Below are 26436 nucleotides of genomic sequence, written 5' to 3' on the forward strand. Positions count from 1 at the left end.
TCACGGCGCTTCACGGCGAATTCGGCGCCGGAACGCCGTGAATTGTGGCGAATTGCGCGGGCGCGGCCCTAGGCGGAGACCGTCGTGACAGGGAGGGACGAGTCCGGTGCGAACGCGAGGTCGCTCGGCGAGCCGCCGTCCATGATGACGCGCGCCGCGAGGGCCGCGACCATCGCGCCGTTGTCGGTGCAGAGGGAGAACGGCGGCACGGCGAGGGATATCCCAGCTTCGGCGCACCGGGATGCCGCCAGCTCGCGCAGCCTCGAGTTCGCGGCCACTCCCCCGCCGAGCAGAAGGTTCCGGATCCCCTTTTCGCGGCACGCGAGGACGGCCTTCGCGGTCACGACATCCACGACGGCCTCTTGGAACGAGGCCGCGATGTCCGCGACCGGCACGGCCTCCCCCGCTGCCTCGTGCTGCTCGACACAGCGCGCGACGGCGGTCTTGAGCCCTGAGAACGACCAGTCGTAGCGGTGCGGCCCCGGCGCTTCGGCGGACCCCATGTACTTGGGCTGCGTGAGGCCCCGCGGAAAGCGGAACGCCCGCGGATCGCCGTCGCGCGCGAGCCTGTCGATGGCAGGCCCGCCCGGGTAGCCGAGACCGAGAAGGCGGGCGACTTTGTCATAGGCCTCGCCCGCGGCGTCGTCGATCGTCGAGCCGAGCAGCTCGACCTCCGAGGCGATGTTGCGCACGCGCAGGATCTCGGTGTGCCCTCCGGAGACGAGCAGGGCTCCGAGGTCTCCCGGAAGCTCCCCGCCGTACACCCCGCCGTCGAGCAGCCCGACGCCCACGTGGGCCACCAGGTGGTTGACCGCGTAGAGCGGCTTGCCCGTCGCGACGGCGAGCGCCTTCGCGGCGCAGACCCCGACCATGAGGGCGCCCGCGAGCCCGGGGCCGGACGTCACGGCGAGGGCATCGACCTCGTCGAGCGTCACGCCGGCCGTCTCGAGGGCCTCGTGGAGAGTGGGCACGAGCGCGTCGAGGTGCGCGCGGGAGGCGATCTCCGGGATGACGCCGCCGAAGCGCACGTGCTCGTCCATGGACGAGGAGACGGTGTTCGCGAGCAGGGTTGTGCCGCGCACGATCCCGACGCCCGTCTCGTCGCACGAAGACTCGATGCCGAGCACAAGCGGCTGGTTCATTGGTCTCCTCCCCCGGCCCCGCCACCCGGCGCGGCCTCGAGCGGCAGCTGCATGATGAGCGCGTCGACGCCGTCGCGGTAGTAACGCCGTCGCGTGTGGATCTGGGCGAAGCCGAAACGCCGATACAGCGCCTGCGCCCGCGGGTTGTCCGCGCGGACCTCGAGCAGCACATCCCGCGCGCCGCGGCGCCGGGCCTCGGCGATGAGCTCCGCGAGCACCGCAGAGCCGATGCCGAGCCCCTCGCGCTCGGGCACGACGGCGATCGTCTGCACGTCCGCGATGGGCGGGACGCACATGACCCCCGCGTACGCGACGATGCGCGGTTCACGATCAGCGACGCGCTCCTCGGCGACGTAGTAGCGGCGCGTCTCGGGCTGCGAGAGCTCGTCGCGGAACATGCGCGCGGGCCACGCGTCGACGGGGAACAGCTTGACTTCGAGGGCGTGGACGGCCGGGACGTCCGCCTCCGTCATGTCGCGGAGCACGACTCCCCCGGGCAGCGGCGATCCGATCACAGGGCCTTCTTCCGCGGGCCGGGCACCTGGGCGTCGGATTCGCGCAGATATCGCGGCGCCGTGTCGAGGAGTTCCTCGCCGCGGGCGAGGCGCTCGACGGCGGCGAGGCCGAGCGAGGCGGCCGTCGGCTGGGCGCGCTCGAATCCGGGGACGACGACGGCGCCCGCCGCCGCGAGCTTCTCGCCGTAGATCCCTGCACCAGCCCCGTAGACGGGGAGCGGCGGGAGGGCGTCGGGGTACGCGACGTGCGGGCCGTCGAGCAGGGCGCCCGAGGCGGCGTAGCGGGCCCAGTAGACCTCGCGGCGGCGCGCGTCCGTCGCGACGAGGAAATCGGACGACAGCGCCCGGACAGGCGTCGCGCGCCCCTCACCGGAGGGCACCGCGCGGAGCGCCGGGGCCGACGCACCGGACGCGACGACGTCCCACGCGATCGCGTCGAGGCTCATGAGCCCCGAGAGCGGCGTCGACCAGGCGAACGCGAGGGCGCGTGCGGTCGCGATGCCCGATCGGAGGCCCGTGAACGGACCCGGCCCGACGCCCACGACGATGCGGTCCACCTCGCCGACCGCGAGTCCCTGCTCGTCGAGGAGGGCCCGGATGCCGGGGGCGAGAACCTCGGCGTGCGACTTCGTGTCCTCGGTCGCGAACTGGGCGAGGAGAGCGGCCTCGGCCTCGTCCTCATGCCAGCGCAGGAGCGCGGCCGAGGCGATCGCGGACGTGTCGATGGCGAGGATGATCATCGCGTGCCGCCCGCCCGCGCCGGGATCCGCTCCGCACCGGGCAGCGCGGGCGGCTCGGCCCAGCGGGGTCCGAAGCCGCGCACGACGACGAGGCGGGGCTCGTCGTCGTCGTACTCCTCGTCGACGGGCGCGTCGGCGAGCTCCGGGTCGAAGTCGACGTCGGGATCGCTCTCGACGGCCGAGCCGAGCACGGCTTGCCCCGCCGGGCCGCCGGCCGGCCCGCGGACCAGCTCGATGTCGAGCCACGACTCGGCGAGGTGCTCCACGCGGCCCCGACCCCATTCGACGACCGTCACGGACGTGTCCGCCCAGTTCTCGAGGTCGAGGTCGTCGATCTCGCCCTCGCCCTCGAGCCGGTACGCGTCGACGTGCACGAGATCGGGCCCTCCGGGGCGGACCCCCGACGGCACGTTCGGGTGGATCCGCACGAGCACGAAGGTGGGCGAGATGATGCCGTCGCGCACTCCGAGGCCGGAGCCGAGGCCCTGCGTGAACGTCGTCTTCCCGGCGCCCAGTCCGCCTGTGAGCACCACGAGGTCGCCGGCGCGGAGCACGCCGCCGAGGGCCGCGCCGAGCGTCTGGGTCTCCTCGGCGGTCGTCGGCCTGGCCCGGAGCTCCCACGCCGCGCTGGACGGCGCGGCGGAAGAGGTGCCTGCGCTCACGCGGCGCCTCCGGCGGCCGGCGCGACGTCGGCGACCGCAGCCTCCTTGAGGAGGTCTTCGGGCGCGGGGGCCTCGGCAGAGTCGACGTGGACGCGCGGGACGCGCGGGCTGATCCGCGTGACGATCTCGTAGTTGATGGTCCCGGCGGCGCGGGCCCAGTCGTCGGCGGTGGGGCCGCCGTCGTCGCCCGGCCCGAACAGGACTGCTTCGGCCCCCGCGAGCGCCTCCGGATCCACGTCGGGCCCGAGGTCCACGACCGTCTGGTCCATCGCGACGCGGCCCGCCACGCGGTAGGTCGTGCCGGCGATCCGCACGGGGCCGCCCTCGGACGTGCGGGGAACGCCGTCCGCGTAGCCGAGCGGGATGAGGCCCAGGGCGCTCTTGCCCGGGGTGCGGTACGTGAGGCCGTAGCTCACACCCTGGCCCGCAGGCACGCGCTTGCATTGCGACACGAGCGTCCGGAGGGTCATGGCGGGGCGCAGCCCCAGATCGGCCGAGGACTGGTCCGCGAACGGCGAGAGCCCGTAGATCGCGATGCCCGCGCGGACGAGGTCGAAATGCGTGTCCGGGCGCGAGAAGATCGCGGGCGAGTTCGCGATGTGCCTCACCTCGAGGTCGCAGCCCGCGTCTTCGGCGAGCGCGACGGCGTCGCGGAACACGTCGAGCTGGGCGTCGGTCTCTGGCCGGTCGGGCTCGTCCGCGACGGCGAGGTGGCTGAAGACGCCGACAACGCGCAGGAGGCCCGCATCCTGGTACTCGGTGGCCTCGTCGAGGACCGCCTCCCACCGATCGGGTGTGATGCCGTTGCGGCCGAGCCCGGTGTCGATCTTGAGGTGCACGCGTGCGGGGCGTTCCTGCTCGCGCGCCGCCTGGACGATCCAGCCCAGCTCCCAGCCCGAGCAGCCGAGGTCGACGCCGGCGCCCACCGCCGCCGAGAAGTTGCTCTCCCGCGTGTGGAGCCACGCGAGCGTCGGCGCCTCGATGCCTGCAGCGCGGAGCGTGAGGGCCTCGCCGATGTGGGCGACACCGAGCCAGGAAGCGCCGGCCTCGAGCGCCGCACGCGCGACGGGAACGGCCCCGTGGCCGTAGGCATCCGCCTTGACGACCGCCATGACGCGGGCCGGATCCGCGACCGTCCGCACGAGCCTGACGTTGTGGCGGATCGCCTCGAGATCGACGACGGCGGCGCGCTCCGGGAGATCCGCGGGGCGCGGCGATGCGGGGTGGGGCGTGGAAGTCACGCCCCGAGTCTACCGGCGGCTCCCGTCTGGGAGCGGGCCACCGCCTGGAGGGACGGCGCTAGGGACAGCGTTGCCGCCGGCACGGCGCCCCGGAAGAAGCTCGCGGGGCCCCGCGAGCGCGGGCCGGGCCCAAACCGTAGCCTTGTAGCGTGCAGCACCAGGACCGCGTGGCGATGATCAGCCTCCACACATCGCCCCTCGAACAGCCCGGCGCGGGCGACGCGGGCGGAATGAACGTATACATCAGCCACCTCGCGAAGGCGCTCGCCGCCGACGGGCTGGGGGTAGACATCTTCACGCGCGCGACCGACCCCGCCCAGCCCGACGTCGAGCTCGTCGCGCCGGGGGTCGCGGTGCACCACATCGAGGCCGGGCCGCGGCGGCGGCTCGCGAAGGAGCAGATGCCCCCGATCGTGGACGAATTCGCCGAAGGGCTCGTGCAGCGGATGAGCCGCGCGAGCCTTCCGCGCGTCGTGCACAGCCACTATTGGGTCTCGGGCCTCGCGGGGCTCCAGGCAGCTTCGGCGTGGGGCGTTCCGCTCGTGCACACGATGCACACGATGGCGCGCGTCAAGAACCGGCACCTCGCCGCGGGCGACGTGCCCGAGCCGACGTGGCGCGAGCGGGGCGAGCAGCTCATCGCCGACGCGGCGGCGCGGCTCACGGCCAACACGGCGGCCGAGCGGGACGAGCTCGTGCGGCACTACGGGGTGGCCGAGGAGCGGATCGACGTCGTGAGCCCGGGCGTCGACCTCGACGTGTTCCGGCCGGCGTTCCGCTCGCGTTCGCGCGTCGCGTCGGGCGTTCCGGCCTCGACGTTCCACGTCCTGTTCGCGGGCCGGCTCCAGCGGCTCAAAGGCCCCCAGGTGCTCGTGGCCGCGGTCGGCGAGCTGCGCCGTCGTCGTCCGGACCTCCCCCTGAGGGTGACGATCATCGGCGCGCCGAGCGGCTCGCTGGGCCTCGACCTCGACGAGCTCGCCCGCGAGGAGGGGGTCGACGACGCCGTCCGGCGCCTCCCACCCGTCCCGGCCGGGGTGCTCGCCGAATGGTTCCGCTCGGCGGACGTGCTTGCGATGCCGAGCTTCTCGGAGTCGTTCGGGCTCGTCGCGCTCGAGGCTCAGGCGTGCGGCACGCCGGTCGTCGCGGCGCGCGTGGGCGGGCTCCCCAAGGCCGTGTGCGACGGCCGGACCGGGTTCCTCGTGGACGGCCACGAGGCCTCGGCCTGGGCCTCCGTGCTCGAGCAGCTGTACGACGATCCCGCGACCCGCGTGGACCTCGGCCGCGCGGCATCGATGTATGCGCAGCGCTTTGGCTGGGACCAGACGGCGGAGGGGACGCGCGCGGCGTACCGCCAAGCGGTTCGCGACCGCCCATCCAACGGTCACCTCGCGCGGGCCGTGCCCACAGGACGTGACCTCCGAACCGGCGAGCACCCACCGAAGGTGACGCCCAAACGGTAGGGTGAGCCCCATGAGCGCCAAGGCAACGACGCCGAGCGACCTCGAGATCGCCCGCGCCGTCACTCTCCGTCCCATCGAAGAGATCGCCGCGTCAGCGGGCATCCCTGCCGACGCCCTCGAGCTGTACGGGCGCTACAAGGCGAAGATCGACGTCGAACGCCTGCCTCCCGCGGACCAGCTCGGGCGAGTCGTGCTCGTCTCGGCGATCTCGCCGACGCCCGCGGGCGAGGGCAAGTCCACGCTCACCGTGGGCCTCGCGGACTCGCTCGCACGGGCGGGGAGGCGCACGATGGTCGCGCTGCGCGAGCCGAGCCTCGGGCCGATCCTCGGCCTCAAGGGCGGTGCGACCGGCGGAGGCCGCTCCCAGGTGCTCCCGATGGAGGACATCAACCTCCACTTCACGGGAGACTTCCACGCGATCACGAGCGCGAACAACGCCCTGTGCGCGCTCATCGACAACCACGTCTTCCACGGCAACGAGCTCGGGATCGACCCGCGGCGCGTGACGTTCCGCCGCGTGATGGACATGAACGACCGCGCGCTGCGGGAGATCGTCGTGGGGCTCGGCGGGCCGACGCAGGGCGTCCCACGGCAGGACGGCTTCGACATCACGGTCGCCTCCGAGGTCATGGCGGTGTTCTGCCTCGCGAAGGACGCCACAGACCTCGCGGACCGGCTCGCGCGCATCACGATCGGCTACACCTACAGCCGCAAGCCCGTCACCGTCGCGGACCTCGGCGCGGAGGGCGTCATGGCGATGCTCCTCAAGGACGCGATCAAGCCGAACCTCGTCCAGACCATCGCGGGAACTCCCGCCCTCATCCACGGCGGCCCGTTCGCGAACATCGCCCATGGCTGCAATTCGGTCATCGCGACGACGACGGCGCGGCGCCTCGCCGAGATCGTCGTGACCGAGGCGGGGTTCGGCGCGGACCTCGGCGCGGAGAAGTTCGTGGACATCAAGGCGCGGTCCGCGGACGTGGCGCCGTCCGTCGTCGTCCTCGTCACGACGGTCCGCGCCCTCAAGATGCACGGCGGCGTGCCGAAGGACTGCCTCGCCGAGCCCGACGCCGACGCGCTCGCCCGCGGGATGCCGAACCTTGCGCGGCACGTGGCGACGGTGCGCAGGTTCGGTCTTGAGCCGGTCGTCGCCGTCAACAGGTTCTCCTCCGACAGCACCGAGGAGCTCGACACAGTGCTCGCGTGGTGCTCCAGGGCCGGGGTACGCGCCGCGGTCGCGGACGTGTGGGGCCGGGGCGGAGGGGGCGACGGCGGCGACGAGCTCGCGCGGGAGGTCCTCGCCGCGCTCGAAGCACCCGGGCAATGCCGCCAGCTCTACCCGCTCGCCCTGCCGGTGGACGAGAAGATCCGGACGATCGTGCGGGACGTGTACGGCGGTGCGGACGTCGAGTTCTCCGACCTCGCGCGGCGCCAGCTCGCCCAGATCGAGGAGAACGGCTGGGGAGGCCTCCCCGTGTGCATGGCGAAGACCCAGTACTCCTTCACCGACGATGCGACGCAGCTCGGCGCCCCCGAGGGCTTCACGGTGCACGTGAGGGAGCTCTGGCCGCGCACGGGTGCGGGATTCATCGTCGCCGTCACGGGAGCGCTCATGACGATGCCTGGGCTCCCGGCACACCCCGCGGCCCTGCGCATGAGGCTCGACGACGACGGCCGCCCCGTGGGCCTCTTCTGACCGTCCGGCCTTGGGGCCCAGCGCGAGGAGCGCCGCCCATGACAGGGGGCCGAGGGAACGCCCCCCATATGCAGCGCTCCCTCGGCCCCTGTTCCCGCTTGGTGCCTGGACAGGAAGATACATGTACTATCCACGGCTCCGCCATGAGGATATCGGGCGACCGGTTCGCTCTCCAACGGTGACATGTATCTTCGTAGGTGAAACAGCTATCCACATGGGGGATGGTCTGAGGGGCGAATGACATGCAGCTGCGCGAGCTCAGCAGCCTGACGGGCGTGCCTATCGCGAGCATCAAGTTCTACCTCCGGGAGGGCCTCCTCCCGCCGGGGCGGAGGCTGACCGCGACCCGCTCGGACTACGACGAGGCGCACGCCCGGCGCATCGCCACGATCCAGACCCTGCGCGGGGTGAACGACCTGAGCATCGCCCAGATCCGCGCGATCGTGGCCCTCATCGACACCGGGGCGAGCCGGGTCGAGATCATGAAGTCCCTCCAGCGCGAGGTCCAGTCCCTCGGCGAGCCGGTGCCCGGGCGCACCCAGGCGGGCAACGCCGTCGTCGCCCTGCGCGGCTGGCCCGACGTGCCCACCGCCGCGCGCGGGGCCCTCGATGCGCACCTCGAGCAGATGGCCCGGCTCGGGGTCTCCGTCCCGCCCGCGGCGCTGGACGTCTACAGCCGGGCCGTGGACCTCATCGCGCACGTCGACGTCGAGGACGCGGCCGCGGCCGAGGACCTCGACACCCTCGTGGCCCGCGTCGCCGTCGGGATGCACATGCACCGCGAGCTCGTCCTCAAACTCCTCGCCCTCGCCCAGACCAGCCGATCCATCGCGCTATATGGGCGCGCGCCCGGGCCGAACGGATCCCTCCCGCCCGGCCCGGATATCCCGAAGAGTCAGGTCACGGCCTAGGCGCGGGCTCCGTCGGGGGCGCGACGACGGCGTCGGCCGTCACGGCAGCGGCCGCGGGCTTGATGTTCTGGTTGATGTGGAAGAAGTTCTCCGGATCGTATTTCGCCTTCACCTGGGACAGCCGGGCGTAGTTCGCGGCGTAGTTGTCCTCGATCCTGGACTGGTCGTCCGCGTCCTGGAAGTTGATGTAGCCGCCGGGCTCGGCGTAGTCATGCAGCGCGGACCAGTAGGAGCGCACCCACGCGATGTTCTTCTCGTTCTCCGCGGCGTCCGGCCACTGCCCCGCGATGGCCGGGGCGAACGCCACGTTCCGGTACGCGAAGGCCGTCGCCTCGGGTGCCACGCGCTGGACGGCTCCGTCGATCGGATAGAAGTGGTTGGCTGAATGGACCGAGGGGATGCCGGGAGCGAATTCGACGCCCACGCGGAGCGCGTCGTCGCTCAGCGTGCGGAGGAAGTCGGCCTTCCAATAGCCCTGGAGCCCGGGGACCCCGTTGAGCCCGTCGAACATGATATTGAGGGCCGGGTAGGGCATCGGCGCGAGCATGGATCCGAGCACGGGCGCCGCGTCCAGCATCGGCTGCCAGTGGGCGGGCCCCGCGTCGACGTCGCCCGTCCACATTCCGCCGATGACGGCGACCGGCCTGCCATGCCACTCCTCCGGCAGGAACGGGACCGGCGGGCCCTGGTGGAATCCGAAGAACGCGCCCATCTCCTCGGGCTCGGCGGCGAGCCACTCGCGATACGCGGCCCCGGCCTCGACCCCGAGTTCGGCGTCGTAGAAGATGAGCCCGACGTGCACCATGTCGACCGGGTGCAGGCGGAACTCGAAGGACGTCACCACTCCGAAGTTGCCGCTCCCCCCGCGCAGGGCCCAGAAGAGGTCCACGTTCTGCGCCTCGCTCGCCGTGACGAAGCTGCCGTCGGCCAAGACGACGTCGGCCGAGATGAGGTTGTCGCACGCGAGGCCGTACTTGCGGGCGAGGTACCCGATGCCGCCGCCGAGCGTGAGGCCCGCGACGCCCGTGGAGCCGATAATCCCGCCCGTGCTCGCGAGCCCGAACGCGTGCGTCGCGTGGTTGAAGTCGGCCCAGGTCGCGCCCGCCTCGACGCGCGCCGTCCGCGCGGCCGGGTCGACCCGGACCCCGCGGCGCGCCGAGAAGTCGAGCACGAGGCCGCCGTCGACCGTCCCGAAGCCCGGCGCGCTGTGCCCGCCTCCCCGGAGGGCGACGTCGAGGCCCAGCCCGTGCGCGAAGCGCACCGCGGCCAGGACGTCCGCGACCTGCGAGACGCGCAGGACCGCGGCGGGGTGCCTGTCGACCATGCCGTTGTACACAGCGCGCGCCGCGTCGTATTCGGGATCGTCGCTCTCGATGACCTGCCCGCGCACCTGCTCACGCAGCGCATCGAACCGTTCGGTGCCCATGATCCGCTCCAGAAACTCATGAGACCGCGGTTGCGCGCGCCCGTGGAAGCCCCAGCCAGACGACGCGTGGTGACACGATCTGTGTACGCCGCGCCCGGCGCCGCGTCAATGACGCGCGCGCCGGATTTCCCGGGCGGCCTGCGCGTGTTCCGCCGTGGAAAGGAAGACTGCCGCTGCTTGTTCGCCTGCGGGGCTCAGGCGCCGGTTTGCGAGGTGGGCGAGGAGGATCCTTCGGGCCGGTGCCCCACGGAGCGGGACGGCGACGACGTCCCTGCGCAGGGCGCTGAGCGCGAGCTCGGGGGCCAAGGCGATGCCGATGCCTGCCGCCACCATGCCCTGCGTCTCTTGGTAATCATTGGCAGCGAACGCGATGCGTGGCTCGAACCCCGCCTCGCGGCATACGCGGCGCAGGACGTCAGCCACGGGGTGCTCGTCGCGGACGATCCACTCTTGCTCGCGTAGGTCCTCAATCCGCACCCTCTGGTTCGTGGCGAGGGGGTGCGTGCGGGGCACGAGAAGCACGGTGGGGTCGCTCATCAGGCCGATGAGATTCAGGTCTTCGCCCTCAATCTGTTCCCAGGGATAGTCCCAGAGGAGCGTGAGTTCGATGTCCCGGCGGCGGAGCTTCTCAAGGAGGCCGTCCCGACGCGCGCTGACCACTGTGACGGCGACGTCCGGGTGGCGCGCGCGGAACGCCAACACGACCTCGGGCATCAGAGATGCCCCGACGGTCGGGAAGGTGCCCATTCGCAGCTGGCCACGGCGGAGGCCGGCGAACTCCTCCATCTCGGCGCGGGCGGCCTCGATGGTCCTGTCGATCTCGTCCGCGTATCCCAGGAGCGCATGACCTGCATCAGTCAGCGCCACGCCCCTGGGGTGACGCTCGATGAGGGCTACCCCGACTTCGTGCTCGAGCTTTCCGATCTGCTGTGAGACCGCGGAGGTCGTGAAAGAAAGGGCCGTCGCGGCCGAGGTGAGAGAGCCGGACCGAGCCACTTCCCGGAGCAGATGGAGCCGATGGAGGTCGAGATTTGCCACAGCCTGAGTTTAGCAAAACTAGACGGTCCTCAATATTCCTCTGATTGTGCTGAAAGCTCTCTGCGCGGATCGTAGAAGGAGCAGGCGCTGTGAGGCGCGACACCACGAAGCATGAAGGAGAAGACCGTGCAACTCCGCGGTCACTGGTACCGAGGCGGCACGAGCAAGTGCTGGCTGTTCGACGCCGAGGACGTAGCTCGCCACGCGACGAGTCAAGATGAGATCCGGACGCTGCTGGCCGATGCCTTCGGTGCTGCCGATGCGCGCCAACTCGACGGCGTCGGGGGCGGGACCTCCACCACCTCGAAAGCGGCGATCATCGCAGGGAGCCCGGATGGTCCTGCCGATTTGGATTACCTTTTCGCCCAAGTCGGCATCGGGGATGAGACGGTTGAGCTCGGTTCCAATTGCGGGAACTGTGCCACGGCGATCGCCCTGTACGCCGTTCAGACGGGAATCGTTCCCCCCGACGACGGAATCACGCGCGTCAGCATGCGGAACCTCAACACAGGGGCCGTGCTGAGCGGGACCATCGCCACTCCCGGCGGCCGCATCCCCAAGTCGGGTCTGGCGAGGGTCCCGGGCAGCAGCGCAGCGGGGGTCCCCGTGAGCCTTTCGTTCCACGCCCCGTGGGGCCAGACGACGGGAGCGCTCCTGCCCACGGGGAGCGTGACCGACGAGATCATGGTCGAGGGAACGCGGATCTCGGCGACTCTTGTCGACGCCGGAGCGCCGGCCGTCCTCATCCCGGCGGACGAGGTAGGCATCGACCTGTCCTCGATGACCGACGGGATGAGCGAACAACTCCCCCGGCTCGTCGCCGCCCGCGCCGCAGCGGGCCTGGCGATGGGTCTGCGGAAACCGGAGGATCCGCCACAGAACGCTGTGCCGAAGGTCGGCGTGGTGGCTCCCGCCGGCGATTACACCGCAGCCGACGGCTCGCTCATCGCCGCGAACACTCACGACATCCGAGTGCGGATGCTCTCGATGCTCGCGCCGCATCCCGCGATCGGCCTCACCTCCGCCGTGGCCGTCTCCCTTGCAGCCGCGCTGCCGTCCTCCGTCGTCGCCAACGCCCTGCCCGCCACTCGGAACCCCGAATCAGGGGCGCTGCTCCTGCGCATCGGCACACCCGCCGGTGTCATCACCACCGAAGTCGTCACAGACGACAACGGCCTCGTCAGCGAAGTCGCGCTCCACCGCGCGGCCCGCCAGCTCGCCGTCGCCGACATCGACGTCGCACATTCAGTGGCCCAGACGGCCTAGCTCCCTAGCACTGCGTAGCTACGAAACCCGCCCCCTGCCATCATGGAGGGGGGCGCTCACCCAGGAAGTTGTTCAATGAAGATCAAATCCATCCTCGGACACCTCTACGTCCAGGTCCTCATCGGCGTCGCGCTCGGCGTCCTGGTCGGCGCCCTCTGGCCCGACCTCGGCTCTTCGCTCCAGCCCCTCGGCGACGGCTTCGTCAAGCTGGTGAAGTTCCTGATCGCTCCGATCGTCTTCTGCACGATCGTCAGTGGCATCACCTCGCTGACCGACACCAAGAAGGTCGGGCCGACCCTGCTGCGTTCGCTCGGGCTCTTCTACACTCTCACCGCACTGGCCCTTGCCCTTGGCCTCGGGGCAGTCCTGCTCTTCCAGCCCGGAGCGGGGATGCACATCGACCCCGCCCACCTCAACGCATCCGTCGCCTCGAAGTACACGAGCCAGCTGCCCAGCAGCAACCCGGCGGACTTCCTGCTGAACATCATCCCGGCCACTTTCGTCGGGGCCTTCGCCAACGGAGAAGTCCTGCCCGTGCTCCTGATCGCCCTCCTGTGCGGCTTCGCCTTCAGCAGGCTCGGCGCACCCGGAAAGCTCGCGCTCGACGTCGTCAACAGCTTCAACCGGCTGCTGTTCGTCGTCTTCGGCTACATCATGAAGGTCGCCCCCATCGGCGCCTTCGGGGCCATGGCGTTCACCGTCGGAAAGTATGGCGCTCACTCGATCGGCAACCTCGGCATGCTGATCCTGGCCTTCTACGCCGCCTGCATCGTCTTCGTCGTCGTCGGCCTGGGGATCCTGGCCAAGATCACGGGCTTCAGCCTCTGGCGGCTCCTGCGCTACTTCAAGGACGAGTTCCTCATCGTCCTGGCCACGTCGTCGAGCGAGCCCGTGCTGCCCCGCCTGCTCTCCAAGCTCGAGCGGATTGGCTGCGAGCGCGGCGTCGTCGGACTCGTCGTCCCGACCGGCTACTCCTTCAACCTCACCGGCACCGCCGTCTACCTGACCCTCGCCTCGATGTTCATCGCCCAGGCCTGCGACATCCACCTCAGCTGGGACCAGATCCTCCTCATGCTCGGCATGATGCTCCTGACCTCCAAGGGCGCGGCTGGCGTCACCGGCAGCGGCTTCGTCGCCCTCGTCGCCACCCTCACCGTCATGCCCACACTTCCGGTGGCCGGCGTGGCCCTCATCGTCGGCATCGACCGATTCATGAGCGAAGCGCGTGCCCTCACCAGCACCGTGTGCAACATCGTCTCGTGCGTCGCCGTTGCCAAGTGGCAGCGCGCCCTCGACATGGAGAAGCTCCGCTCCGAGCTCAAGGCCGGATTCACCTCCGCAGACGGCGATAAGGTCCAGCTGGCCGAACCAGCCCTGGCCCATTAGCCGCCGCCACCCCGATGCGAGCCTCTCCCAAGCGCTCGCACTCCGGAAACGCCACAAGCTCATCTAGGCCGCGCCGTGCAATACAGGCCTGCACACCCCATCGCAACAGGTAGCCCGAAGGCCGGGCGCAGGACTGAGCCGGTGCACACGAGGCGGGACGCAGCCATCTGCGTCCCGCCTCGACCCATGCCCGGATTTCAACGGCCTACGCGAGGAGCTTCCCCCAGCGGGGGTCGAGCAGCGGGGCGCCCGCGAGCTGGAGGCAGCGCCACAGGGTGACGGCGACGGAGTCGAGCGCCGGCACCCCCGTGCGGCGCTCGACGTCGGCCGCGATCGGCGCGCCGTAGAGGTTCGTGCACAGGTACACGAGCGCGTCGGGCCGGTCCGCCGCGAGCTCGAGGGACCCTGGGACGAGTTCCCCGGGGGCGACGCGCCCGAACGACTCGTTGTCGCTGAGCCCAAGCGCGCGGTGCCCCGTGACGCGGATCCCCTCCCCCGCGTAGCAGACCGCGACTTGGAGATTGACGTCCGCCGTGTACGGGGTCACGAGCCCGATGGACTCCGTGCCGAACTGGCGGAACGCATCGAGGTACGCAAGAGTCGACGTCGTGGCCGGAACGCCTGTCGCCGCGGTGATCTCCGCGGCGATCTCCCGATCGTGCGCGGGCCCGAGCCACGAGCCCGATGTGCCGTTCCACGCGATGACGTCGACGTCCGCCGTCGCGAGCAGCTCGGCGGCGCGGCGCATGCCCTCGACGTCGAACTGCCGGTCCGAGCCGGCGTCGAGGGCGATGCGGGTTACCGGGATGCGCGTCGAGTGGATCGTGACGTCCTCGCGATCGCCGAGGATCCGGTAGCTCATGGGCTCGAGGCACGTGTTGGACGAGGGCACGATCATGCCGATGCGGGTCGGCCGGGCGGGCTTCGCGTGCTGCATCGTCACTCCCCCTCCCCCGCGTGCGAGCCGACGACGACGGCGAACTCGCCCCGCGCCGTCGTCCGTCCGTCCGGGTGGGGCACCGTGCCCGGGGCGCCGCCCGATGCGGCGGCCGACTCGCGGTAGCCCAGACGTGCTACAAAGCGGCCCACGGGGCCGGGATCGTGGAAGCCGTCCCTGTCGAGGACCACCCGCCCGCCAGAGACGACGACCTGCGGCCAGCCGCGCAGCTCGCGCCCGTCGAACGGCGAGAAGTCGGTGCCCATGTGGAGGGCGCCGCCGTCGACTGTGCGCGCCTCGGCGGGGTCGAAGACCACGAGGTCGGCGTCGTAGCCGGGCGCGATCGCGCCCTTGCCCGGGAGCGCGTTGATCCGCGCGGGCGCCGCCGAGAAGACCTCGACGAACCTTTCGAGCACGTCACGGTCAGAGGCAGCCGCAGCGGCCTCGGCGAGCGCCGTGAACGTGACGGGCATGCGGGTCTCGACCCCCGGGAGGCCATGCGGCATCTGCCGCACGTCGTCGGTGCGCTCGCGCTTCTGGGTGAGGTCGTAGCACGAATGGTCGCTCGAGACCGTGTGGATCGAGCCGTCCGCGAAGCGCTCGCGCAGCGCGGCGACCGTCTCGGGCGAGCGCATCGGCGGGCAGCACGCGAACCACTCGGGGTAGCGTGAGGAGTACACGCCGTCGTCGAGCACAAGGTAATGCGGGCACGTCTCGGAGTGGATGTCGAAGCCGCGCGAGCGGGCCTCCGCGACGAGGTCGACGGCGCCGGGCGTCGACTGGTGCACGAAGTACACAGGCGCGCCCGTGTATTCGGCCATCGCGATGACCTCGCGCACGGAGGCCTCCTCGGCGAGCTCGGGACGGGTCTCGTGCAGGTGGCCGATGCCGATCGTCCCGGCTTCGGCGTGCGCCTGCGTGCAGTCGACGACGATCGCGTCGTGCTCCGCATGGATGTACGTGAGCCCGTCGAGCCGCACCATCTCGCGCATGACCCTGAGCACTGTGTCGTTGTCCGCGATCGTCGTGCCGCGGTTCGTCATGTACATCTTGACGGACCGGATGCCGAGGCCCGCGAGCTCCTCGAGCTGGGCCGGAACGGTCTCGTCCCACGCGATGACGGAGCCGTGGAGCGCGACGTCGCAGCGCGCGGCGCTCGCGAGGGCGAGCTTGTTCTTGGCGGCGTCGAGCGGGGTCTCGGACGCGTCGCGGGGAATGCCGAAGTCGAGGATCGTCGTCGTGCCGCCCCACAGGGCCGCGGTCGAGGTGACGGCGAAGTCGTCGAGGGTCCGGAATCGGCCCGTCACCTGTGCCACGTGGCAATGCCCGTCGACGCCTCCGGGGATGACCGCGCGGCCCGCGGCGTCGATGACGCGCGCCGCCGCGGGCACGGGCTCCGCCGCGTCGACGACGGCGGTCACACGGCCGCCGTCGACGACGACGTGCGCCGTCTGGGTACCGAACGCGTTGACGACGAGGCCGTGGGCGATGACGAGATCGGCCATCAGAGCCTCCCTCCCGCGGTGGTGCCGGCGGCCGGCGCCGAGGCGCCCGCGGCGAGCTGCGCGGCGTCGAGCGCGGCATCGAGGGCCGGGCTCAGCCCGGCGCGCCGCTTGGGCGGCGGGGGCGCGAACGAGCCCGCGCGGTGCACCCCCGAGCGGAGCCCCACGAGAGCCTCGGCGAGCCGCACGCCAGCGCCGATGCCGTCGACGACCGGCACGGGGATCTCCGACGCGACCTCGCGCGCGAGCCCCGCGAGGGGCGCCCCCGCGAGGATGACGACGTCGGCGCCGTCCTCCGCGACAGCGAGGCGGGCGAGCTCGACAAGGGTCGGGCGGAAGTCGTCCTGGACGCTCCCGATCCCGCGAAGGGCCTCCTTGATCGAGCGGATCGACGCGAGCCGGCCGCCGAAGCCGAAGTGCTCGACGCATTCGCGGTACCACGCCGTGATGCGGTCCGAGATCGCGATGATCGAGAAGCGGTGCCCCTGGAGCGCCGCCGCGCACAGCGCGGCCTCCGTGATCCCGATGACCGGGACGTCGACGAGCTCCTTGAGCGCGGGCATGCCCGGGTCCCCGAACGCCGCCACGACGACGCCGTCGACGCCGCAGCCCCCCGTGAGCTCGTCGCGATGCTCGGCGATGACCTCCGCGACGGCGGTCGCCGCAAGCAGCGATTCGAAGCGGGTCTCGATGTACTCGACGCCCCGCGGCGCGGTGCGCACGATCAGCTCGGTCGAGGGGCCGGCCGATCGTGTCGCTTCGGCGCGGATGAGGTCGGTCACCTCGCCGCTGATGTTGGGGTTGACGACGAGAAGTCTCATGGGTGTCTCCTTGCCCTGGGGACAGGGCGGGTTGTCTGGACACGGGCGGGCCCGCGGGGCGGGCCCGCCACGCAGCACCCGACCGTGTGCGGCTGGTGCTGGATGTCCGATGCGGGGGTGCCGGACCGGGCTCAGATCGTCTCTGGGTATTGAGCCCGGTACTTGCCGATGTGGTGCGCCGATTGCGCTGCGGCGCGGTCGGGATCGCCGCTCGCGATGGCTGCGAGGAGGTCCCGGTGCTCGCCCACGAGCTCTGGCAGGTCCGTGACGTGCCGGAACAGCCAGTGCATGCGGCCTTGGAGGGGTTCGAGGGCCGAGCGCAGGAAGCCGTTGTCCGCGATGCGCGTGACCTCGTCGTGGAACTCGTTGTTCGCGCGATGGGCTTCGTTGATGCTCCCCCGACCGATCGCGTCGTCGGCCCGGTCCAGGAGGGACTCGAGCTTCGCGATGTCCTCGGGCTTCGCGCGCTGGGCGGCGAGCCGGCACGCGAGCACCTCAAGCGAGAGCCGGACGTCGAAGAGGTCCTCGACATCCTTGTCGCTCAGGGCCGCGACCACCGAGCCGCGCGACGCGCGCTCGGCCAGGATGCCTTCCTGGACGAGCATCCTCAGGGCTTCGCGCACCGGGAGGCGCGAGACATTGAACTCGCCGGCGAGATCGCGTTCGATGAGGCGCGTGCCCGGGGCATAGTGGCCCTCGAAGATGCGCGTCCGCAGGGTGTCGCGGATCACCTCGCGCAGCGGCCGGTCTCGCTGCGGCTCTTCGGCGGGCTGTGCCATGTCGATCCCCTCAGGTCATGCTGCGCGAGGCAGCGGATTCGTTCCCGGTCCATTCGACCACGCCCACGCGGGCGGGCGCAGTGCCTAACGCCGCGCGGGCTACACCGGGAGCCTCTTGCTGTAGTCGAGCACGAGCACTGAAGCCGCCATGACGATCGCCGACCCGACGAAGTACAGGAGCGCGCCCGTGTACCCGCCGGTCGCGCCCACGATGAACCCGACCGCGATCGGCGTCACGAACCCGGCGATGTTTCCGCTCAGGTTCATCGCGCCGCCGAGCACGCCTGCGTTCGTCCGACCCCCGAGCGTCGCGGGGACGGCCCAGAAGAGCCCCACCCAGCGCAGGAAGAAGAGCACGACCGAGAGGAGGACGACGGCGGTGACCGGGTCCCCGACGATGGTGACCCCGACGAGGCCAGCGGTCACGATGACGCTCGATGCGCCCAGGAGCGAACGCATGACGACGTTGGCGCCGTAGCCCTTCGCCCGGAGCCGGTCCGCGAGAGACCCGCCGAGGATCTCGCCGACGAATCCCGCGCCGAAGATCACGAACGTCGACCAGCCGATCGTGTTGAGGTTGAAGTGCTTGGCCTGGGCGAGATACAGCGGGCCCCAGGTGAGGAGGCCGTAGAAGACGCCGTTGAAGCCGAGCCAGCCGAAGCACATGGCCCAGAACGAGCGGAACCTGAGGTACGGCAGGAGCCCGCGCCGGGCGGTGCTGCCCCCGGCCTCCGCGGCGGCGTCTTCGGCCGCGTGCGAAGCCTCGATGTACTCCGCCTCGGCATCGTTGACCGCGCGGTGCTGGCGGGGGTTGTCCCGCACGTACCACCAGATGAAGGCGCCGAGGGTGACGGTCGCGATGCCCGCGATGATGAAGGACATGCGCCATCCGCCGAACGCGGAGATGAGCCACGTGATGAGGATGCCGCCCACGCCCGCCCCGAGGGGCGCGCCCGCGTCGAGGATCGTGGCGCCGCGGCCGCGCTCCTTCGAGTGCATCCACAGGGCGTTGAGCTTGCCTCCCGCGGGCATGACGCCCGCCTCAGTGACGCCGATCCCCATGCGGGCGATGAACATGCTGAGGAAGCCTCCCGCGAGGCCGGACGCGGCGGTCGCCGCGCCCCAGCCGATGCACGACGCCGTGACGACCTTGCGCGGCCCGAAGCGGTCGATGAGCCAGCCGACGGGCACCTGCATGAAGGCGTAGGTCCAGAAGAATGCCGAGAGCAGGAGCCCCACGAGCTCTGGCGTGAGCCCGAACTCCTTCTGGATGATGGGGAGCGCGACTGAGATCGAGCCGCGGTCCACGTAGTTGACCGTCACGAGGACGAGCAACAGGATGAAGAGCCTCCAACGGACGCTGCTGCGCGACGCCCGCGTCCCCGTGCCGACGGCCGCGGGGCTCCGCGTGGCGGACGCCTCCTTCTGAAAGGACACGTGGTCCTCCTTCGCTTTTCGCTGTGGGGTGATGTTCACGGATGGTCCGGGAGGGGCCAGTTCCCAGCGGATGGTTGCGCAACGTCACGAATCAAGGATCCCAACTTGGGATCCCAAATTCAGAATAGATGTGGTGGATGCCACAGTCAAGAACTTGGGATCCCAAATTCGCGAAAATTGAGAAACACGCAGGCCCCCGCACCTCTCGAGGTGCAGGGGCCTGCGCGTAGTGGAGCCCGAGCGGACGACGACGGCGCCGCCCAGTTCGGTCTCGACGTCGCCTAGCGCTCGACGTCGCCGCGGATGAACGCCTCGACCTGGGCACGTGCCACATCGTCGGCGCGCTGCTCGGGCGGGGACTTCATGAAGTAGGCGCTCGGGGACGTGAGCGGGCCGCCGACGCCACGGTCGAGGCCGATCTTCGCCGCGCGCACGGCGTCGATGATGACGCCGGCCGAATTGGGCGAGTCCCAGACCTCGAGCTTGTATTCGAGCGAGACGGGCGCGTCGCCGAAGTTGCGGCCCTCGAGGCGCACGAACGCCCACTTGCGGTCGTCGAGCCATTCGACGTAGTCGCTCGGCCCGATGTGGACGTCGCGCTCGGCGAGCTCCGCCTCGACGTTCGAGGTCACGGCCTGCGTCTTGGAGATCTTCTTGGACTGGAGCCGCTCGCGCTCGAGCATGTTCTTGAAGTCCATGTTGCCGCCGACGTTGAGCTGGTACGTGCGGTCCACCGTCACACCGCGGTCCTCGAAGAGCTTCGCGAGGACGCGGTGCGTGATCGTCGCGCCGATCTGGCTCTTGATGTCGTCGCCCACGATCGGGACGCCGGCCTCGGCGAACTTCTGCGCCCACTCCGGGGTGCCCGCGATGAACACGGGCAGCGCGTTCACGAACGCGACGTGTGCGTCGATCGCGCACTGCGCGTAGAACTTCGCGGCCTTCTCCGAGCCGACAGGCAGGTAGCACACGAGGACGTCGACCTTCGCCTCCTTGAGGGCGGCGACGACGTCGACCGGCTCGGCGCCCGACTCCTCGATCGTCTCGCGGTAGTACTTCCCGAGGCCGTCGAGGGTGTGGCCGCGCTGCACGGTGACGCCGGTGGGCGGGACATCCGCGATCTTGATCGTGTTGTTCTCGCTCGCGAGGATCGCGTCGGCGAGATCGACACCGACCTTCTTGCCGTCGACGTCGAACGCCGCGACGAATTCGAGGTCGCTCACGTGGTAGTCGCCGAACTTCACGTGCATGAGGCCGGGAACCGTCTCGTCGGGGTCGGCATCGCGGTAATAGTGCACACCCTGGACGAGCGAAGCGGCACAGTTGCCCACGCCGACGATGGCCACACGGATCGGATTCTCAGACACGGTTCTCCTTGCAGATCAAAGTCCTCGCCGCACACAGCTCGGCGTCGAGGGCGCATTGCCATGGTAACGAACCACACGTGGCGCGTGAGGCCTACACTCGTCACAGATGGTTCATGAGGAGGGGTCATGGCGCGACGCACCAAGACGAAATGGAAAGACCTCAGCCCGGGCAAGCGCTTCGGAGTCGTACTGGCCGCCGCGGCCGAGCTGAGCCTCAAGGCCCTCGCGTGGCGGGATCTTGCCCGCCGGCAGCCAGGGGAAGTGAACGGGCCGAAGGCTGCGTGGTTCGCGGCCACGTTCATCAACACCTTCGGCCCGATCGCCTACTTCCTGTTCGGCCGGAAGCGGCACGCCTCGACCCCGGTCAAGGTGACGCACCGCTGACGGGGCGCGCCCCCCACCCGTGGCCAGATCCCACCCAACCCGTGGCCGGATCCCGCGTGAGTCAGCGGCCCGCGAGGATCCGATCGATCTCGGCGAGCTCGTCATCGAGGAACTCTGCCCCGGCGAGCGCGCCGAGCGAGTCCTCGAGCTGCGCGACCGATGACGCCCCGATGAGCGCCGACGTCACGGACGAGGCACCCGAGGGCTGGGGGCGCAGGACCCACGAGATCGCCATCTGCGCGAGGGTCTGGCCCCGACCCTGCGCGATGCCGTCGAGCGCGCGGACCATCGCGAGTTTCTCCTCGGTGAGCGAGGCCGAGCGGAGGAAGTGCTCTTTCGCGGCACGCGAGTCCTCGGGAATCCCCTTGAGGTAGCGATTGGTCAGGAGGCCCTGTGCGAGCGGCGAGAACACGATCGAACCGGCGCCGACCTCGTCGAGCACGTCGTAGAGGTTGGGGCTCCCCTGCTCGGTCCACCGGTCCGCCATCGAATAGCGGGGCTGGTGGATGAGCAGCGGGGTCCCGAGGTCGGCGAGGATGTGGGCGGCCTCGAGCGTCTGCTGGGGCGTGTACGAGGAGATGCCCGCATACAGGGCGCGTCCCGAGCGCACGGCGTAGTCGAGCGCTCCCATCGTCTCTTCGAGCGGCGTGTCCGGGTCCGGCCGGTGGCTGTAGAAGATATCCACGTACTCGAGGCCCATCCGCTTGAGCGACTGGTCGAGGCTCGAGATGAGGTATTTCCGGGAACCCCATTCGCCGTAGGGGCCGTCCCACATGAGGTAGCCGGCCTTGGTCGAGATGACGAGCTCGTCACGGTAGGGCCGGAAGTCTTCGCGGAGATGACGCCCGAAGTTCGATTCGGCGGTTCCGGGCGGCGGTCCGTAGTTGTTGGCGAGGTCGAAATGGGTCACCCCGAGATCGAAGGCCCGTCGCAGGATGGCGCGCTGCTCGTCGTGGCGCTTGTCGTCGCCAAAGTTGTGCCAGAGGCCGAGGGAAATGGCGGGGAGCTTGAGCCCACTGCGCCCGACCCGGTTGTACGTCATGGATCCGTAGCGGCTGGAGTCTGCGATATACGTCACGGCCTTCATCGTAGGGGGTAAGAATTAATCCAACGCACAACGTACGAGGAGGAGAAGACATGGGTTTCATTGGATTTCTGATCCTCGGCCTGATTGCCGGGGCCATTGCCAAGGCCATCATGCCGGGCCGGCAAGGCGGAGGCCTGATCGCAACGCTCATCCTCGGCGTCGTCGGTGCCCTGCTGGGCGGCTGGCTCAGCGGACTGATCTTCCATGAGGACCTCATCAGGAACTTCTGGAGCCCCGTCACGTGGATCACGGCGATCATCGGCTCGCTCATCGTCCTGTTCATCTGGGGGCTCGTGACGAAGCGACGCATCTGAGCGATTCCCGGCGCTCCCCCGGGCGGGCGCCCCGCGCGTCATTCGGCGAGGACGACGGCGCCGGGTCCCGGGAAGCTGATCACCATACCCTCCGTGCGGATGGCCTCGTGCGTAGCGACGACGATGCGCCGGCGGGGACCGCCGTCGAGCCTTACGTCCGCACCGCCCTGGCCGAGGCACGCCGCGACCGTGGCCCCGGGCCGCCGCCAGGCGATCCACCGGCCCTCATCCGTGCCGCCCGAGCTCACGACGGTCTCGTTGAGCGGCGCGGCCCAGAGGCCCGATAGGCTCCGCCGAGCGGCGATGAGGCGAGAGTACAGCGCGAGCAGCCTCGCGCCGTCGTCGGTCGCCACTTCGCTCCAGTCGAGCATGGAGCGCAGGCGCGTGGCTGGGTCCTGCGGGTCGGGCACGAGGGCCGGATCCCATCCCATGCGCTCGAACTCGCGCAGCCGCCCCTCGGCCGTGGCCCGGGCGAGCTCGGGCTCCGGGTGCGACGTGAAGAACTGCCACGGCGTGCGGGCCCCGAATTCCTCGCCCATGAAGATCATGGGCGTGAAGGGCGAGGCGAGGGTGAGCACGGCGGCGACGGCAAGCCCGTCGTAGCCGAGGAGCGCGCTGGGCCGGTCCCCCGCGGCCCGGTTTCCCACCTGGTCGTGGTTCTGGCTGCACACGACGAGCCGCTCGGGCCCGATGATTTCAGCGTCGAGTGGGCGCCCATGGCAGCGGCCGCGGAAGCTCGAATACGTTCCGTCGTGGTAGTAGCCCTCGCGGAGGACCTTCGGCAGCGCTTCCCGATCAGCGAAATCCTCGTAGTAGCCCTGCGTCTCGCCGGTGAGGGCCACATGGACGGCGTGGTGGAAGTCGTCGTTCCACTGGGCGTCGATGCCGTAGCCGCCCCGCTTGCGCGGCGACACGATCCGTGGATCGTTGAGGTCCGATTCGGCGATGAGCACCTTGGTCCGGCCGGTGGCCGCCTCGATCTCGGCGGCGAGGAGAGAGAGCTCCTCGAGCAGCGGGACGGCGCGCCGGTCCACGAAGGCGTGCACGGCATCGAGCCGGAGCCCGTCCACCCGGTAGTCCTCGAGCCACAGGCGGGCGTTGTCAAGGATGAACGCGCGGACCTCGTCAGAGCCGGGCCCGTCGAGGTTGACGGCCTCGCCCCACCCGGTCCCGATCCCGTCGAGCAGATACGGCCCGAATTGCGGGAGGTAGTTCCCGCTCGGCCCGAGATGGTTGTAGACGACGTCCTGGATCACCCCGATCCCGTGGGCGTGCGCGGCGTCCACGAACCGCTGGTACGCGGACGGGCCGCCATACCCCTCGTGCACGGCGGACCAGAGGACGCCGTCGTAGCCCCAGTTGTACGGCCCATTGAACGCGTTGACGGGCAGGAGCTCGACGAAGCCGACGCCGAGCTCCGCGAGGTACGCGAGGCGGCCGGCGGCGGCGTCAAGCGTCCCCTCGGGCGTGAACGTGCCCACGTGCAGCTCGTACAGCACCGATCCGGCAAGCCCACGGCCGCGCCACGCGGCATCCGACCACTCGTGGCGTCCGGGGTCGAAGCCCGCCGAGAGGGCGTGGACCCCGTCGGGCTGCCGCCGAGAGCGCGGGTCCGCGAACGGGCCGGTGCCGTCCACGACGTACCCGTAGCGGGCTCCCGCCGCAAGCGCCGAGCGCACGTGCTCCTCATGGCCGGACGGCACTCCCCGCCATCCGCCGCCGCGGTCCTCGAGCGCGATCCGCTCGTCGCCGAGGACGAGGTCGACGGAGCGGCACCGGGGCGCCCAGACCGCGCCGGGTCCGTGTGCTGCGGCGTTCGGCACTGAGCGCGCGGAGCTGGTGTTCACGGTGCCTCCTTCGGCACGAGGAGGGCGACGGGGAGTGCCGCGAACGCCTCCGCGAGAAGCACCCGGCCCGCTTCGTGCTCGGCCCCCGTGAACTCGTCCCGCGTGGGCCACGGGAGCACGACGGCGGTGTCCCCCCAGCCGCCGTCCCGCTCGAGTCCCGCGGGGAGCCGGGTCGCGAGGGCGACGGCGCCGCGCGCTCCGCGGCGGAAACCCACCACGTGCGCGGCGGCTCGGCCGGTCGCGTCGAGCGGAACGTAGCCGTCGAACAGTTCGGGCCGGTCGCGGCGGAGCCGTAGGGTCCGGGAGACGACGAGGAGCTTCGCCTCGGGCGCGGTCGCCAGCGGGGTTGGGGTGCCGGCGTCGAGCGCCGCGAGCGCGGCCTCGCGCCGCGCGAAGTCGACGGGGCGGCGGTTGTCGGGGTCCGCGAGGGAACGGTCCCAGAACTCGGTGCCCTGATAGACGTCGGGCACACCGGGCCCTGCGAGCTGGACGAGCTTCGCGGAGAGCCCGTTCGACGCCGCGAACGGCTCGATTCGGGCGACGAAGGTGCCAACGAGCTCACGCACGCCTGCGTCGTTCGCTGCGGCCTCGGCAATCGCCCGCACGCGGTCTTCGAAGGTGGGCTCGGGGTCGATCCACGTCGTACGAAGGGCGGCCTCGCGCGCGGCCTTGAGCGTGTAGGCGGCGAGCCGCTCGGCGTCGGCAGGCCACGCGCCCACGACTGCCTGCCACGCGAGGTTCGCGAACTGCCCGTCCGGAATCGGCGAGAGCTCGATGAGCCGCGACAGGAGGCCCGCCCATTCGTCGGCGAGCTCGGACAGGACGGTGATCCTCGCCCGAGTGTCCTCGCTGCGCTTCGTATCGTGCGTCGTGAGGGTCGTCATCGAGCGTGGAGCTGTGCGCTCGCGCTCCCCCATCCGCGCATGGAACTCGTCAAGGCCGATCGCGAAGCGCGCCGGATCAGTGCCGACCTCGGTCAGCGTCCCGAGCCTCGTGAAGCGGTAGAACGCGGTGTCCTCGACGCCCTTCGCCATGATCATGCCGGTGGTCTGCTGGAAGCGGCGCGCGAGCTCGGTGCGCGCGTCGCCGAGGAGAGGTTCGAGCGCGGCGACCGTGTCGGCGAGATCCGGGCGCCCCTCCACCGCGGCGTGGCACGCCTCCCGGAGCACCGCGCGGCCCTCCGGGACGTCGGGAAAGTAGGTGCGGTAGACGGGGAACGCAACGGCGATCTCGGCGAGCGCTTCCGCCGTCGTCCGCTGCTCCGCGAGCGCGAGCGGCAGGCTGCCGCTTCCGGGTGCCCCGGCGCCTCGGGGAGATGGGACGGGGACTCCGCCCGCGGTCACCTGAGACGTGAACGACGACGGCGCCGTCGCCGCGTGCGCTGCGGGAACGAGCCGGGCGAGCCTCAGGATCTCCGCCCGGAGCGCGCCTTCGGCGACCTCTCGCTTGGCGCTGTGGGCGAGACGCGCAAAGCGATCCCGCGCCGAGGAGCCGGCCCCTCGCGGCTGATCGCCGTCCTCGGGACCTTCTGCCCCTCGGGAAGCGAGCGAGAGGTCGAGGGCGTCGAGCACGGCCTCTCCCGCCGGATCCGTGAAAACCCGGTCGACGAGGCCCAGGGCGTCGTAGCCCGTGGTGCCCTCGCACACGAACGCGTCGGGCAGCCGCTCGTCCGCCTCGAGGATCTTCTCGACGACGGTGTAGGCGCCGCGAGTTAGGACCCTGAGCCTCTTGAGATAGCCGATCGGATCGGCGAGCCCGTCCGGGTGGTCGATGCGGAGACCGTCCACGAGGCCCTCCTCGAACCAGCGCTCGATCTCGGCGTGGGCCGCGTCGAACACGTGCGGCTCCTCGACGCGGAGCCCCGCGAGGCTCGTGATCGTGAAGAAGCGGCGGTAGTTGAGCCGCTCGTCGCCCTCTCGCCACGGGATGAGCTCGTAGTGCTGCCGAGCGGCGACCTCGCGCGGCGCGTCCCAGGGCTCGGCCGAGCCCGCCGCGATCGGGAGCGCGAGGTCCCCGAGGAGCAGGCGGTCGCCGTCGACCCTCAGCCGATCGAGGTCGTCCGCGACTCCCAGGAGCGGAAGGAGCACGCGTCCCGCGCCGGCGTCCCAGTCGACGTCGAACGCCTCCGCCCACGGCGAGTCCCGGCCCTCAGCCAGCAACGACCACCACCACGGGTTCTCCTCGGGGACCGCGATGCCCACGTGGTTCGGGACGATGTCGACGAGCACGCCCATCCCGAGGGCGTGCGCCGCCCCCGACAGCCGCTCAAGGCCTTCCCGCCCGCCGCGCTCGGGGTCGACGCGTGTCGGGTCGGCGACGTCGTAGCCGTGCTCCGAGCCGCGCACCGCGGTGAGGATCGGCGAGAGGTAGAGCCAGCCGATGCCGAGCCGATGGAGGTACGGCACGATGCGCGCGGCGTCGTCGAGTGTGAAGCCGGGTCGGATCTGGAGGCGGTACGTCGAGGACGGAACGGCCATG

At 70.9% G+C, this 26436-nt stretch carries 23 protein-coding genes; 7 read left to right on the top strand and 16 right to left on the bottom strand.

The features are described 5' to 3' along the window. Positions 1 to 68: 68 nt before the first annotated feature. Genes tsaD through alr form a run of 5 tightly spaced genes read right to left on the bottom strand, consistent with a single transcriptional unit; the run spans position 69 to position 4300 of the window. Complete coding sequence (gene tsaD, locus SPF06_RS01380; protein WP_323277129.1) at positions 69 to 1142, bottom strand: tRNA (adenosine(37)-N6)-threonylcarbamoyltransferase complex transferase subunit TsaD; 1074 nt, start codon at positions 1140 to 1142, stop codon at positions 69 to 71. Beyond that, the gene (gene rimI, locus SPF06_RS01385) at positions 1139 to 1615 is read right to left on the bottom strand and encodes a ribosomal protein S18-alanine N-acetyltransferase (RefSeq protein WP_323277769.1); all 477 of its coding nucleotides are present in this window, start codon (positions 1613 to 1615) and stop codon (positions 1139 to 1141) included. Before rimI ends, tsaD begins: the two co-directional genes overlap by 4 nt. Positions 1616 to 1653: 38 nt before the next feature. After that, positions 1654 to 2397: a tRNA (adenosine(37)-N6)-threonylcarbamoyltransferase complex dimerization subunit type 1 TsaB gene (tsaB, locus tag SPF06_RS01390; RefSeq protein WP_323277130.1), complete on the bottom strand. Its 744-nt coding sequence runs from the start codon at positions 2395 to 2397 to the stop codon at positions 1654 to 1656. Next, the gene (gene tsaE, locus SPF06_RS01395; protein ID WP_323277131.1) at positions 2394 to 3059 is read right to left on the bottom strand and encodes a tRNA (adenosine(37)-N6)-threonylcarbamoyltransferase complex ATPase subunit type 1 TsaE; all 666 of its coding nucleotides are present in this window, start codon (positions 3057 to 3059) and stop codon (positions 2394 to 2396) included. Before tsaE ends, tsaB begins: the two co-directional genes overlap by 4 nt. Next, on the bottom strand, positions 3056 to 4300 hold the full coding sequence (alr, locus tag SPF06_RS01400; protein WP_323277132.1) for an alanine racemase: 1245 nt from the start codon (positions 4298 to 4300) through the stop codon (positions 3056 to 3058). The genes tsaE and alr overlap by 4 nt, the downstream gene beginning before the upstream one ends. A gap of 173 nt (positions 4301 to 4473) precedes the next feature. On the opposite strand from alr, the gene mshA reads away from it, so the two are divergent. The 3 genes from mshA (at position 4474) to SPF06_RS01415 (ending at position 8367) form a co-directional block, all read left to right on the top strand. Then, positions 4474 to 5760 carry a D-inositol-3-phosphate glycosyltransferase gene (gene mshA, locus SPF06_RS01405; protein WP_323277770.1) on the top strand — a complete coding sequence of 429 codons (1287 nt, stop codon included), beginning with the start codon at positions 4474 to 4476 and terminating at the stop codon, positions 5758 to 5760. A 10-nt stretch (positions 5761 to 5770) separates the two neighbouring features. Beyond that, a complete protein-coding gene (locus SPF06_RS01410; RefSeq protein ID WP_323277133.1) occupies positions 5771 to 7456 on the top strand; it encodes a formate--tetrahydrofolate ligase in 1686 nt (561 codons plus the stop codon). Between the two features lie 242 nt (positions 7457 to 7698). Next, positions 7699 to 8367 (top strand): MerR family transcriptional regulator, encoded by a 669-nt coding sequence (locus SPF06_RS01415; protein ID WP_323277134.1) that lies wholly within the window; start codon positions 7699 to 7701, stop codon positions 8365 to 8367. Here SPF06_RS01415 and SPF06_RS01420 read toward each other — a convergent pair. Together SPF06_RS01420 and SPF06_RS01425 are read right to left on the bottom strand one after the other, a co-directional pair. Further along, positions 8357 to 9793 (bottom strand): FAD-binding oxidoreductase, encoded by a 1437-nt coding sequence (locus tag SPF06_RS01420; RefSeq protein WP_323277135.1) that lies wholly within the window; start codon positions 9791 to 9793, stop codon positions 8357 to 8359. The genes SPF06_RS01415 and SPF06_RS01420 overlap by 11 nt on opposite strands. 105 nt (positions 9794 to 9898) lie before the next feature. Continuing rightward, positions 9899 to 10831: a LysR family transcriptional regulator gene (locus SPF06_RS01425; protein WP_323277136.1), complete on the bottom strand. Its 933-nt coding sequence runs from the start codon at positions 10829 to 10831 to the stop codon at positions 9899 to 9901. 126 nt (positions 10832 to 10957) lie between these two features. On the opposite strand from SPF06_RS01425, the gene SPF06_RS01430 reads away from it, so the two are divergent. Both SPF06_RS01430 and dctA read left to right on the top strand, forming a co-directional pair. Beyond that, complete coding sequence (locus SPF06_RS01430; protein ID WP_323277137.1) at positions 10958 to 12097, top strand: PrpF domain-containing protein; 1140 nt, start codon at positions 10958 to 10960, stop codon at positions 12095 to 12097. Positions 12098 to 12172: 75 nt separating this feature from the next. Then, the gene (gene dctA / locus SPF06_RS01435) at positions 12173 to 13483 is read left to right on the top strand and encodes a C4-dicarboxylate transporter DctA (RefSeq protein ID WP_323277138.1); all 1311 of its coding nucleotides are present in this window, start codon (positions 12173 to 12175) and stop codon (positions 13481 to 13483) included. A 205-nt stretch (positions 13484 to 13688) separates the two neighbouring features. Here dctA and SPF06_RS01440 read toward each other — a convergent pair whose 3' ends face one another. The 6 genes from SPF06_RS01440 to SPF06_RS01465 all read right to left on the bottom strand — a co-directional run bounded on the left by SPF06_RS01440 (position 13689) and on the right by SPF06_RS01465 (position 20326). After that, positions 13689 to 14420 (bottom strand): maleate cis-trans isomerase family protein, encoded by a 732-nt coding sequence (locus tag SPF06_RS01440; protein WP_323277771.1) that lies wholly within the window; start codon positions 14418 to 14420, stop codon positions 13689 to 13691. Positions 14421 to 14422: 2 nt separating this feature from the next. After that, positions 14423 to 15925, bottom strand: a complete 1503-nt coding sequence (locus tag SPF06_RS01445; protein WP_323277139.1) for an amidohydrolase family protein — start codon at positions 15923 to 15925, stop codon at positions 14423 to 14425. After that, positions 15925 to 16743, bottom strand: coding sequence for an aspartate/glutamate racemase family protein (locus SPF06_RS01450; protein WP_323277140.1), 819 nt, complete (start codon positions 16741 to 16743; stop codon positions 15925 to 15927). The genes SPF06_RS01445 and SPF06_RS01450 overlap by 1 nt, the downstream gene beginning before the upstream one ends. Positions 16744 to 16874: 131 nt before the next feature. Continuing rightward, a complete protein-coding gene (locus SPF06_RS01455; protein ID WP_323277141.1) occupies positions 16875 to 17522 on the bottom strand; it encodes a GntR family transcriptional regulator in 648 nt (215 codons plus the stop codon). Positions 17523 to 17621: 99 nt separating this feature from the next. Continuing rightward, positions 17622 to 18959, bottom strand: a complete 1338-nt coding sequence (locus tag SPF06_RS01460) for an MFS transporter (RefSeq protein ID WP_323277142.1) — start codon at positions 18957 to 18959, stop codon at positions 17622 to 17624. Positions 18960 to 19240: 281 nt separating this feature from the next. Beyond that, positions 19241 to 20326, bottom strand: coding sequence for an inositol-3-phosphate synthase (locus tag SPF06_RS01465; protein ID WP_323277143.1), 1086 nt, complete (start codon positions 20324 to 20326; stop codon positions 19241 to 19243). A gap of 126 nt (positions 20327 to 20452) precedes the next feature. Here SPF06_RS01465 and SPF06_RS01470 point away from each other — a divergent pair, with 126 nt between their 5' ends. Further along, a complete protein-coding gene (locus tag SPF06_RS01470; RefSeq protein WP_323277144.1) occupies positions 20453 to 20710 on the top strand; it encodes a PLD nuclease N-terminal domain-containing protein in 258 nt (85 codons plus the stop codon). A gap of 61 nt (positions 20711 to 20771) precedes the next feature. On the opposite strand, the gene SPF06_RS01475 is transcribed toward SPF06_RS01470, so the two are convergent. Continuing rightward, complete coding sequence (locus SPF06_RS01475) at positions 20772 to 21788, bottom strand: aldo/keto reductase (protein WP_323277145.1); 1017 nt, start codon at positions 21786 to 21788, stop codon at positions 20772 to 20774. A gap of 59 nt (positions 21789 to 21847) precedes the next feature. On the opposite strand from SPF06_RS01475, the gene SPF06_RS01480 reads away from it, so the two are divergent. Next, the gene (locus SPF06_RS01480) at positions 21848 to 22111 is read left to right on the top strand and encodes a GlsB/YeaQ/YmgE family stress response membrane protein (RefSeq protein WP_323277146.1); all 264 of its coding nucleotides are present in this window, start codon (positions 21848 to 21850) and stop codon (positions 22109 to 22111) included. A 38-nt stretch (positions 22112 to 22149) separates the two neighbouring features. Here the strand turns inward: SPF06_RS01480 and treZ are convergent, their stop codons facing one another. Beyond that, complete coding sequence (treZ, locus tag SPF06_RS01485; RefSeq protein WP_323277147.1) at positions 22150 to 23958, bottom strand: malto-oligosyltrehalose trehalohydrolase; 1809 nt, start codon at positions 23956 to 23958, stop codon at positions 22150 to 22152. After that, on the bottom strand, positions 23955 to 26435 hold the full coding sequence (locus SPF06_RS01490; protein WP_323277148.1) for a malto-oligosyltrehalose synthase: 2481 nt from the start codon (positions 26433 to 26435) through the stop codon (positions 23955 to 23957). Before SPF06_RS01490 ends, treZ begins: the two co-directional genes overlap by 4 nt. Between the last annotated feature and the right edge of the window lies 1 nt (position 26436).

The organism is Sinomonas terricola (assembly GCF_034931225.1).
In the GTDB taxonomy this organism is placed as follows: domain Bacteria; phylum Actinomycetota; class Actinomycetes; order Actinomycetales; family Micrococcaceae; genus Sinomonas; species Sinomonas terricola.

Coding starts and splice junctions, on each gene's coding strand:
- SPF06_RS01420 (WP_323277135.1), bottom strand. CDS start 9,793: ATGGGCACCGAACGGTTCGATGCGCTGCGTGAGCAGGTGCGCGGGCAG.
- SPF06_RS01470 (WP_323277144.1), top strand. CDS start 20,453: ATGGCGCGACGCACCAAGACGAAATGGAAAGACCTCAGCCCGGGCAAG.
- SPF06_RS01445 (WP_323277139.1), bottom strand. CDS start 15,925: ATGGCCGATCTCGTCATCGCCCACGGCCTCGTCGTCAACGCGTTCGGT.
- tsaB (WP_323277130.1), bottom strand. CDS start 2,397: ATGATCATCCTCGCCATCGACACGTCCGCGATCGCCTCGGCCGCGCTC.
- SPF06_RS01440 (WP_323277771.1), bottom strand. CDS start 14,420: ATGCAGCACGCGAAGCCCGCCCGGCCGACCCGCATCGGCATGATCGTG.
- SPF06_RS01415 (WP_323277134.1), top strand. CDS start 7,699: ATGCAGCTGCGCGAGCTCAGCAGCCTGACGGGCGTGCCTATCGCGAGC.
- mshA (WP_323277770.1), top strand. CDS start 4,474: ATGATCAGCCTCCACACATCGCCCCTCGAACAGCCCGGCGCGGGCGAC.
- dctA (WP_323277138.1), top strand. CDS start 12,173: ATGAAGATCAAATCCATCCTCGGACACCTCTACGTCCAGGTCCTCATC.
- tsaD (WP_323277129.1), bottom strand. CDS start 1,142: ATGAACCAGCCGCTTGTGCTCGGCATCGAGTCTTCGTGCGACGAGACG.
- SPF06_RS01490 (WP_323277148.1), bottom strand. CDS start 26,435: ATGGCCGTTCCGTCCTCGACGTACCGCCTCCAGATCCGACCCGGCTTC.
- SPF06_RS01480 (WP_323277146.1), top strand. CDS start 21,848: ATGGGTTTCATTGGATTTCTGATCCTCGGCCTGATTGCCGGGGCCATT.
- SPF06_RS01455 (WP_323277141.1), bottom strand. CDS start 17,522: ATGGCACAGCCCGCCGAAGAGCCGCAGCGAGACCGGCCGCTGCGCGAG.
- rimI (WP_323277769.1), bottom strand. CDS start 1,615: ATGACGGAGGCGGACGTCCCGGCCGTCCACGCCCTCGAAGTCAAGCTG.
- SPF06_RS01410 (WP_323277133.1), top strand. CDS start 5,771: ATGAGCGCCAAGGCAACGACGCCGAGCGACCTCGAGATCGCCCGCGCC.
- SPF06_RS01450 (WP_323277140.1), bottom strand. CDS start 16,743: ATGAGACTTCTCGTCGTCAACCCCAACATCAGCGGCGAGGTGACCGAC.